Source organism: Oceanicola sp. 22II-s10i, assembly GCF_002210105.1.
Taxonomy (GTDB): domain Bacteria; phylum Pseudomonadota; class Alphaproteobacteria; order Rhodobacterales; family Rhodobacteraceae; genus Pseudooceanicola.
The window spans coordinates 187,151-197,080 of sequence record NZ_AQQU01000008.1; the positions used below are offsets into that span (position 1 = coordinate 187,151).

Here is a 9,930-nt window from a genome sequence, read left to right on the forward strand (position 1 = left end):
GTCGTTTTCGTCCTAGAAATCGGGTTGCGTCCATGTGGTTGGATGCTTTTACAATGACGCAAGGTCGCGGCCCGGGGGGCGAGACGACTGCGATAACAACAGAAGAAACTTCAGGGATATGTTTTGTCGGATACAACCGAAGGCGCGTTCGTAGAGTTTTCACGGGTTCAGAAAAGTTATGATGGCGAGACGCTTGTCGTCAAAGACCTGAACCTGACCATGCCGAAAGGCGAGTTCCTGACGATGCTGGGGCCGTCGGGATCGGGCAAGACGACCTGCCTGATGATGCTTGCGGGGTTCGAAACCGCGACGCATGGCGAAATCCTCCTGGACGGCAAACCCATCAACAACATTCCGCCGCACAAGCGCGGTATCGGGATGGTCTTTCAGAACTACGCACTGTTCCCGCACATGACCGTGGCCGAGAACCTTTCGTTCCCGCTGGAGGTCCGCAAGATCGGCAAGTCCGACCGCGAGGCCAAGGTCAAGCGGGCACTGGACATGGTGCAGATGGGGGCCTTCGGCGGCCGCCGTCCGGCGCAGTTGTCCGGCGGTCAGCAGCAGCGGATCGCACTGGCCCGCGCGCTGGTGTTCGAACCGGAACTGGTTCTGATGGACGAACCGCTCGGCGCGCTCGACAAACAACTGCGTGAACACATGCAGTTCGAGATCACGAACCTCGCGCACAGCCTTGGAATCACGACGGTTTACGTGACCCACGACCAGACCGAGGCGCTGACCATGTCGGACCGGGTCGCGGTCTTCGACGATGGCCGCATCCAGCAGCTCGCGCCGCCCGACCAGCTTTACGAGGCGCCGCAGAACAGCTTCGTCGCCCAGTTCATCGGTGAAAACAACACGCTGACCGGCACGGTGACCGAGGTCAACGGCGAGTTCTGCAAGGTCAAGCTGGACGACGGCGAGGTGATCGACGCCAAGGCCGTCAACATCGACGGCGTCGGATCCAAGACGCAGGTGTCGATCCGGCCCGAGCGGGTTGAATACAACAGCGAACGCATGGCCGAGGGTGTGCACACCATCAAGGCCGAGGTTCTGGAATTCATCTACATGGGCGACATCTTCCGCACCCGGCTTCGGGTCGCGGGCAAGGATGATTTCGTCATCAAGACACGGAATGCGCCGGACCAGGTGCGCCTGAAGCGCGGGCAACAGATCGAGATCGGCTGGCTGCCGTCCGACTGCCACGCGCTGGACGCCTGACCGGGTGCAGGCTTTGCGCGTCCCCGACGCGCAATCGCGAGACGCCCCGTACGTTTCACCCGTGACGCTGGGGCGACCGAATTGAAACGGGAATATCAGGGAGTACAGTATGAAACTGACCAAAACCCTATTGGCTTCTGCGGCAGCGGTCACCGGCATCGCCGGGCTCGCCTATGCGCAGGACATGTCCAACGAGATGACCATCGTGTCCTGGGGCGGGGCTTATCAGAACAGCCAGCAGAAGGCCTATGTCGAGCCCTATGTTGCGAACAATTCCGGCGTCAGCGTCACCTGGGACGAGAGCTCGAACGAAGCGGTGGCCAAGCTGCGCGCGATGAACGAGGCCGGCAACATCACCTGGGATCTGGTCGACGTGGTGGCTGCTGACGCAATCCGCCTCTGCGACGAAGGCCTGGCGATGGAGGTCGACTTCAACGAGATGCTCGCAGAGGGCGACGACGGCTCTTCTGCCGAGGACGACTTCGGTGATCTGCTGGTGTCGGACTGCTTCATTCCGCAGATCGTCTACTCGACCACCGCGGCCTACCGTGCGGACCTGCTGCCGGACGGCGCGCCGGCACCGGACAGCATCTGCGCGATGTTCGACCTGGAAACCTATCCGGGCAAGCGCGCGCTCGAGAAGCGTCCGATCAACAACATGGAATGGGCACTGCTGTGCGACGGCGTGGCCAAGGACGAGATCTACGACGTTCTGGGCACCGAGGAAGGCCAGCAGCAGGCGCTGGACAAGCTGGACACGATCAAGGACCAGACCGTCTGGTGGTCGGCCGCAGCCGAGCCGCCGCAGCTGCTGGCGGATGGCGAAGTGATCATGGCTTCGTCCTACAACGGCCGCTGGTTCTCGGCGATCGAGGAACAGGATCAGGACTTCAAGATGCTCTGGGACGCGCAGGTCTTCGACCTTGACGGCTGGATCATTCCCGCAGGTCTCGACGAGGCCAGCCTGAACCGGGTGAAGGACTTCGTGCGGTTCGCCACCGACACGCAGCGCCTTGCGGATCAGGCCGCCTACATCTCCTACGGTCCGGCCCGTGCATCCTCGGCGCCGCTCGTCGGGAAACATGCCGATCTGGGCATCGAGATGGGGCCGCACATGCCGACCGCACCCGAGAACTCGAAGAACGTGTTCGTCTACAACTACGAGTTCTGGGCTGACTATCGCGACGACATCGACGCGAAGTTCCAGTCCTGGCTCGCGCAATAAGCGCATGAGGTCGGGCGGGCCCGGTCCCGCCCGGCCAACGACGACAGCCGGGGCGCGCCGCAACCTGCGCGCCCCGGACACCAGAAGCGGCGGAGCCTACCGCCCGAGCGACGACGGGGACAGATGATGAGACGCGCGGACACGAATGCAGCCACGCCGGCACCGGAATATCCGCCCGCGGGTGATGCCCGGCGCCCCCGTCACAGCGGCACCGTGAAGGGGGCCTGACATGACCGATCGCACCACAGGCCCGGACCAGATGACCGGCGCCACGCCCGACAACGGTATGCGCAACGCAAACCGCGCCAACGGCAAGCCGGGCCCGATGCTCTCCGCCGACGGAACCCCGCTCAAACGCAGCCTGAGACGCGCGCAGAGACGGCAGAAGATCCGGGCGCTGATGCTGATCGCACCGCTTCTGATCTTTGTCCTGCTGACATTCATCGCGCCGATCGCGGACATGCTATTCCGTTCGGTGCAGAACCAGATCGTGTCGGACACGCTGCCCCGCACCGTGGCGTCCCTCGAACGCTGGGACGGCCAGTCCGGCGAGGTGCCCGACGAACAGACCTTCCGCGCGCTCTACCTCGACATGTTCATCGCCGCCGAGCGCAAGGAACACACCCGCCTCGGCTCCCGCCTGAACTACGAACTGACCGGCGTCTCGTCGCTGTTCCGCCGCACCGGCCGTGACGTGGACGATTTCGGCGAGGTCTACGAGGACGCGTTCAACGACCTCGACCCCAAGTGGGAGGACCCTACGACATGGGCCCGCATCCTCGGCAGCGCCGACTGGGTGGGCGAGGCCGAAGGCGCCGAAGCACCGGGCCCGGATTTCGAACTGCGCGACGACGTCGCATCCTACCTGCCGCTGACCGCCGAGCTCTACGGGATCTTCGCCGAGTTCATCCAGACGGAGGACGGTGACAGCCCGATGGAGGAGGAGCCGTGGACGCTGGTCTACACCGCGCTCTACTGGGACCTCCAGCGTCAGGGCTTTGCCTATTCCGGCCCCGAGGCCGATCTGGTCCGCGCCGCCGCCCAGGCCGCGTCGGGGTTCGAGAATGTCTCGCTCAAGGCGCTGTTCATCGACTCCGACAAGGACTGGGGCGACCCGGAGGTCTGGGCGACGATCAAGACCTATGCGCCTGAATACACGCCGGGCTATTTCCTGAACGCCGTCGACCGGCAACTGACCCCGGACGGGGTGGAGAAGCGGCCGGCGAACGAACAGATCTACGGCATCCTGTTCCAGCGCACGATCTTCATGTCGCTGACCATCACGATCAGCTGCATCCTGCTGGGCTATCCGGTGGCCTACATCCTCGCCAACCTGCCGATGCGCACGGCGAACCTGCTGATGATCCTCGTGCTGCTGCCGTTCTGGACCTCGCTTCTGGTGCGGACCTCGGCGTGGAAGGTGATGCTGCAGCAGCAGGGGGTGATCAACGACACGCTGGTCTGGCTGGGCCTGGTCGACGACGCCAGTCGATTGGTCATGATCAACAACCAGTTCGGCACCATCGTCGCGATGACGCACATCCTGCTGCCGTTCATGATCCTGCCGCTCTATTCGGTGATGGCGACGATCCCGCCCAGCTATGTCAGGGCGTCGAAATCGCTCGGCGCGACCAACTGGACGACCTTCTGGCGGGTCTATTTCCCGCAATCGGTGCCGGGCATCGGCGCGGGTTCGATCCTCGTGTTCATCCTGTCGATCGGCTACTACATCACGCCCGAGATCGTCGGCGGCACCACCGGGACGTTCATCTCGAACCGGATCGCCTACCACATCTCGTCCTCGCTGAACTGGGGTCTGGCCGCTGCACTGGGGAGCATCCTGCTGGCCGTCGTGCTGATCCTCTACTACCTCTACGACCGCATCGTCGGCATCGACAACGTCAAGCTGGGGGGCTGAGATCATGGCAAGCACAACGGAAAACGTGCAGCCGAGCGCTGGCTTCCGCCCCACGACCGGTTTCTACGTGGGGGTCACGGCGCTGTTCGGCGCGGTGTTCGGCATGCTCGTCGGCAACGCGCAGGATGCACCGCTGATCGGCTTGATCGCCGGGGCCGCGATCATGGCCGCGCTGGCCTTCGGGCTGGTGGCATCCGGGCAGGAGCGCATCTCCCGCTGGGGGATGATCGTGCTGGGCGCTATCGTCGGCTACTTCGTCGCGGATGTCGCCGGCGCCATCATGGGTGCGCTGTCGGGCTGGTTCTTTGGCTGGTTGATCTTCTGGCTGGCCAAAGGCCGTTACCGGGCGCACCTGGTGCCCTACCTGACACCGGGGCAGGTGCTGTGGCACTACACCTTCCGGGTGATCTGCGGGGCGATCTTCGTCTTCCTGATCACGCCGATCCTCGTCGTGATGCCGCTGTCGTTCAATGCCGAGAACTTCTTTACCTTCACGCCCGAGATGCTGCAGCTCAAGCCCGAGGGCTATTCGCTGAAGCACTACAACGACTTCTTCACCAACTCGGACTGGCAGGCGGCGCTGAAGAACTCGCTGCTGATCGCCCCCGCGGCGACGATGCTCGCGGTCGGCTTCGGCACGCTGGCGGCCATCGGGCTCAGCCAGCCGACGGTGCCGTTCCGCCGGGCGATCATGGCGATCCTGATCTCGCCCATGATCGTGCCGCTGATCATCTCGGCGGCCGGGATGTATTTCTTCTACTCGCGCATCGGGCTCCAGGGCACCTACCTGGGCGTGGTTCTGGCACACGCGGCGCTCGGGATCCCCTTCGTCATCATCACCGTGACCGCGACGCTGGTCGGTTTCGACCGGTCGCTGACGCGGGCGGCGGCGAACCTCGGGGCGAACCCGGTGACGACCTTCTTCACCGTGCAGATGCCGCTGATCCTGCCCGGCGTGATCTCGGGCGGGCTGTTCGCCTTCATCACATCCTTCGACGAGGTGGTCGTCGTGCTCTTCGTCGGCTCGGCGGGGCAGAAGACGCTGCCATGGCAGATGTTCATCGGCCTGCGGGAACAGATCAGCCCGACGATCCTCGCCGTGGCGACGCTGCTGGTGGCGATCTCGATCCTGCTGCTGGCGACGGTCGAACTCCTGCGCCGCCGGAGCGAGCGTCTGCGGGGCATGTCGCCCGGCTGAGGGCCTACGGCGCGCGTGGCCGCTTGACCGGCGCGCGCGCCATGGCTAGCCAATAGGGGCGGTGTGGTCTGCGATGGCGTCGCGGCCCTGATCCCACATCGCGGCGGTCCCGTGTGACACGCCAAGGTCCTGAACGCCGGGACGCTCTCGCGGGCGTTCCGGCCCGCTGATTTCAGGACCTGCGCCATGACCGACCTTTCGACCCGGCCCGCCACCTTCTTCCGCCCCAATGGCGACCGCGTGCCGCTGCCCTTCAGCCCCGCTGAATACGACCGCCGCCTGACCGCCCTGCGCGGCATCATGGCGGCGCGCGGGGTGGATGTGGTTCTGCTGACCTCGATGCACAACATCGCCTACGTCACCGGTTTCCTCTACTGCAGCTTCGGCCGCCCGTTCGGCTGTGTCGTCACGCAGGACACCTGCACGACCGTCACCGCCAATATCGACGCGGGTCAGCCGTGGCGGCGGTCGCATTGCGACAACGTCATCTACACCGACTGGGCGCGCGACAACTTCTGGCGCGCGGTGTGCGACCTCGTGCCATCAGGCGCGCGGATCGGGGTGGAGGGCGATCACCTGACCCTCCAGCAGGCCACGAAGCTGGCGGAGTTCCTCGGAGCTCCCGAGACGCGCGACATCGCCCCCGACACCATGGCCGCCCGGCTGGTGAAGTCCGACGAGGAAATCGCGCTGATCCGCAACGGCGCCCGCGTGGCGGACATCGGCGGCGAGGCGATGCGGGAGGCCATCCGCACCGGCACGCGCGAGATCGACGTCGCCATGGCAGGGCGCGATGCGATGGAACTGGCGATTGCCGAGATGTATCCCGGCGCCGAATACCGGGACACCTGGGTCTGGTTCCAGTCCGGCCTGAACACCGACGGCGCGCACAACCCCGTCACCGCCCGGCGGCTGGAGCCCGGCGACATCCTGTCCCTGAACGCCTTCCCGATGATCTCGGGCTATTACACCGCGCTGGAACGCACGCTGTTTCTCGGCGAACCGGACGCCGCCAGCCTGAAGCTCTGGCAGGCCAACGTCGCCGCGCATGAACTGGGCCTGTCGCTGATCCGGCCCGGCATCTCCTGCTCGGCCATCTGCGCCGAGATCAACCGGATGCTGACCGACGAGGGGCTGATCGGCTACCGCTCCTTCGGCTACGGCCATTCTTTCGGCGTGCTCAGCCACTACTACGGCCGCGAGGCGGGGCTGGAGCTGCGCGAGGACATCGACACGGTGCTGGAACCCGGCATGGTCGTGTCGATGGAGCCGATGCTCTGGGTGCCCGAGGGCACGTCCGGCGCGGGCGGTTACCGCGAGCATGACATACTCGTGGTAACCGGGGCCGGTGCGGAGAACATCACGGGGTTCCCCTACGGGCCCGACCGGAACATCGTTCCGGTCTGAGCCGTCACGTTTGCCTTCTCAGGCCTTGGGCGACTGCGGGTCCAGAAGCACCCGCGTCGTCTCGCCCAGCCCGTTGAACGACAGCGCGGTCAGCAGGATGGCGATCCCCGGCGGGAACATCAGGTAGGGCGCGCTTTCCATGTAGGCATAGGCCCGCGCCAGCATCGCGCCCCACGAGGTGTGCGGCGGCTGCACCCCGAAGCCGAGGAACGACAGCGAGCTTTCAGCCAGCAGCGCGATGGCCAGCAGCAGGCCCGCATGCACGATGGCCGACTGGATCGCGTTCGGCAGGACGTGCCGGATCAGGATGCGCGAGGTCGAGGCCCCGAAGGCGCGGGCCGCGTCGACGTAGAGCTCCTGCCGGACCACCAGCGTCCGCGCGCGGACGAGGCGGGCGAACTGCGGCGAGAACAGGACGCCGAGCGCGATCAGACCCGTTGTCATCGACGGCCCGAGGATCCCCGCGATGCCGACGGCAAAGAGGATCGTCGGAAAGGACAGCAGCGCGTCGAGCACGCGGCTGATGACGGTATCCGTCCAGCCGCCGAGGAAGCCCGCCAGCAGGCCGACCGGCACCCCGATCGCCATGCCGAGCGCGACCGAGGCGAAGGCCGAGACCAGCGAGGGCCCCGCGCCGTGCATCAGCCGGCTCAGGATGTCCCGCCCGAGGTCGTCAGTCCCCAGCCAGTGCGCCGCAGACGGGCCCTGCAGCAGGGCGCCGAAGTCGGGCTTGGTCGGGTCGTAGGGCGCGAGCCACGGGGCCGAGAGCGCGATGAACGCGAGGAACAGGAGGAAGCACATCGAGGCCACCGCCCGTGGCTGGCGCATCAGCCAGCCGGTCCGGGTCGGGGCGCGTTCGGTCTTTTTGACGACCGGTGTTTCTGCTGCGAGGGTCATGTCTCCACCTCCACGCGGGGGTCAATGATGGCATAGAGGATGTCGGCGATCAGGTTCACGGTGATGACCACCATGGCCATCACGAGGATGATGCCCTGCACGACGACGTAGTCCTTGTTGACGGCGGAATGGACCATCGTGCTGCCGATGCCGGGGATGGCGAACACGGTCTCCAGCACCACGGTGGCGCCGATCTTGCGGTTGAACACCAGCGTGATGACGGTGATCACCGTGATCCCGACGTTGCGCAGCCCGTGGCGGAACAGCACCTTGTTGGGCGACAGGCCCTTGGCGCGCAGCGTGCGGACATATTGCGAGGTCAGCACCTCGATCATGCCCGCGCGCATCTGGCGGGTGATCTCGGCGATGCCCGACATCGCCAGCGCGATCGAGGGCAGGGTGGCCGCGTAAAGGGCGCCCCCCAGGTCCTCGGTGGGGTCTGGCATCCCCGTGGCTGGAAAAACGCTCCAGTGCAGGGCGAAGACCGCGACCAGCACCATCCCAACCCAGAAGTAGGGCACCGCGACGCCGAAGGACGAGATGCCCGAGGCGACGGTGTCGATCCACGTGCCCGGCTTGGCCGCCGCCGCGATCCCCAGCGGGATGCCGATGACGGTGGCGATCACCATCGCGTAGGTGACCATCAGCAACGTGTAGGGAAAACGCGAGATGATGATGTCCATCACCGGCTCGCGGCTCAGCAGGCTTTCCGACAGGTCGCCGGTCAGGGCCGAGCCGAACCAGTCGGCGAACTGCACGAGGATCGGCCGGTCGAAGCCGTAGTATTCCCGGATCTCCTGGATCCGCTCCTCGGTCGGGAATTCGCCCGCCAGCAGCTCGGCCGGGTCGCCGGGGGCGAGGCTGAGCATGATGAAGGCGATGAAGGCCACGCAGAACACCACCGGCACGAACTGCAGCATGCGTCGGGTGATCATGCGCTGGCTGGTTTTCGAGATAACCATGTGAACGCTCCTATTCGGCCGGCTCGGGGGTGGTCAGGGGACGGCCCGCCATGACCTCTTCGGCGTAGTGGCAGGCGGCGTGGTGGCCCGGCCCCATCTCGCGCCAGGCGGGCGCCTCGGCGGCGCAGCGCTCGGTCGCGATCGGGCAGCGGGTGCGGAAGCGGCAGCCGGAGGGCGGGGAGACGGGAGAGGGGATCTCGCCCCTGAGCACCAGCCGTTCGGTGGACTGCATGTGCTTGGGCAGCGCCTCGGGCTCCGCCGACATCAGCGCGCGGGTGTAGGGGTGGGCCGCGGTGGTGGCCAGCGCCTTGGACGGGCCCAGTTCCGCGAACTTGCCGAGGTACATCACCGCGATCCGGTCAGACACGTAGCTGGCGACGGCAAGGTCGTGGGTGATGACGACGAAGCTCAGCCCGAATTCCTCCTGCAGGTCGCGGTAGAGGTTCAGGATGTCCGCCTGGATCGACACGTCGAGCGCCGCCGTCGCCTCGTCCGCGACGAGGATTTTGGGTCGCAGCAGCAGGGCGCGGGCGATGTTGATCCGCTGTTTCTGCCCGCCCGACAGTTCGTGCGGATAACGGTCGGCCAGCGCGCGGTTGATGCCGACCTTGGTCAGCATCTCCAGCGCCGCATCGCGGCGCGAGGATGCGGTGCCCTCGCCCTTGATCTCCAGCGGCTCGACCAGCGAGCGGATGATCCGGACGCGGGGGTTCAGCGCGGCATGGGGATCCTGAAAGATGATCTGCACGCCGTAACTGCCTGCCTTGCCGTGCTTTTGCGGCGTCGCGATCTCGCGCCCCTCCATCGTGATCCGGCCCTGGCTGATCTTGAGCAGGCTCAGCACGGCGCGGGCGATGGTGGACTTGCCGGACCCGGATTCCCCGATGATGCCAAGGCTTTCGCCCTCGGCCAGGCCGAAGCTGACGCCGTCCACGGCATGCAGCGGGTCGCGGCCCATGTTGACCATGAAGGTCACGCGCAGGTCCTCGACTGTCAGAAGATCGGTCACGACAGGGCTCCTTTCAGGTCCAGTTCGTCATGGCGGTAGCAGCGCACGATCCGACCGTCGCCGCGGCGGATCAGCTTCTGAGGCTCCGCGCAG

At 66.0% G+C, this 9,930-nt stretch carries 8 protein-coding genes; 5 read left to right on the top strand and 3 right to left on the bottom strand.

The genetic code is table 11. The features are described from left to right. Positions 1 to 123 precede the first annotated feature (123 nt). From ATO6_RS19000 to ATO6_RS19020, 5 genes are all read left to right on the top strand, one after another. Positions 124 to 1,221: an ABC transporter ATP-binding protein gene (locus ATO6_RS19000; protein ID WP_088625610.1), complete on the top strand. Its 1,098-nt coding sequence runs from the start codon at positions 124 to 126 to the stop codon at positions 1,219 to 1,221. Positions 1,222 to 1,330: 109 nt separating this feature from the next. Continuing rightward, a complete protein-coding gene (locus ATO6_RS19005; protein WP_088625611.1) occupies positions 1,331 to 2,446 on the top strand; it encodes an extracellular solute-binding protein in 1,116 nt (371 codons plus the stop codon). 229 nt (positions 2,447 to 2,675) lie between these two features. Beyond that, positions 2,676 to 4,364 carry an ABC transporter permease gene (locus ATO6_RS19010; protein ID WP_088625612.1) on the top strand — a complete coding sequence of 563 codons (1,689 nt, stop codon included), beginning with the start codon at positions 2,676 to 2,678 and terminating at the stop codon, positions 4,362 to 4,364. 4 nt (positions 4,365 to 4,368) lie between these two features. Continuing rightward, entirely contained in the window at positions 4,369 to 5,562 is a 1,194-nt protein-coding gene (locus tag ATO6_RS19015; RefSeq protein ID WP_088625613.1) for an ABC transporter permease, read from the top strand. A 186-nt stretch (positions 5,563 to 5,748) separates the two neighbouring features. Further along, the gene (locus ATO6_RS19020; protein ID WP_088625614.1) at positions 5,749 to 6,969 is read left to right on the top strand and encodes an aminopeptidase P family protein; all 1,221 of its coding nucleotides are present in this window, start codon (positions 5,749 to 5,751) and stop codon (positions 6,967 to 6,969) included. A gap of 18 nt (positions 6,970 to 6,987) precedes the next feature. Here the strand turns inward: ATO6_RS19020 and ATO6_RS19025 are convergent, their stop codons facing one another. From ATO6_RS19025 to ATO6_RS19035, 3 genes are read right to left on the bottom strand one after another with little or no spacing between them, the layout of a single operon-like run. Beyond that, a complete protein-coding gene (locus ATO6_RS19025; RefSeq protein ID WP_088625615.1) occupies positions 6,988 to 7,866 on the bottom strand; it encodes an ABC transporter permease in 879 nt (292 codons plus the stop codon). Beyond that, positions 7,863 to 8,828, bottom strand: coding sequence for an ABC transporter permease (locus tag ATO6_RS19030; RefSeq protein WP_176441007.1), 966 nt, complete (start codon positions 8,826 to 8,828; stop codon positions 7,863 to 7,865). The genes ATO6_RS19025 and ATO6_RS19030 overlap by 4 nt, the downstream gene beginning before the upstream one ends. A gap of 10 nt (positions 8,829 to 8,838) precedes the next feature. Next, positions 8,839 to 9,837, bottom strand: coding sequence for an ABC transporter ATP-binding protein (locus ATO6_RS19035; RefSeq protein WP_217899029.1), 999 nt, complete (start codon positions 9,835 to 9,837; stop codon positions 8,839 to 8,841). Between the last annotated feature and the right edge of the window lie 93 nt (positions 9,838 to 9,930).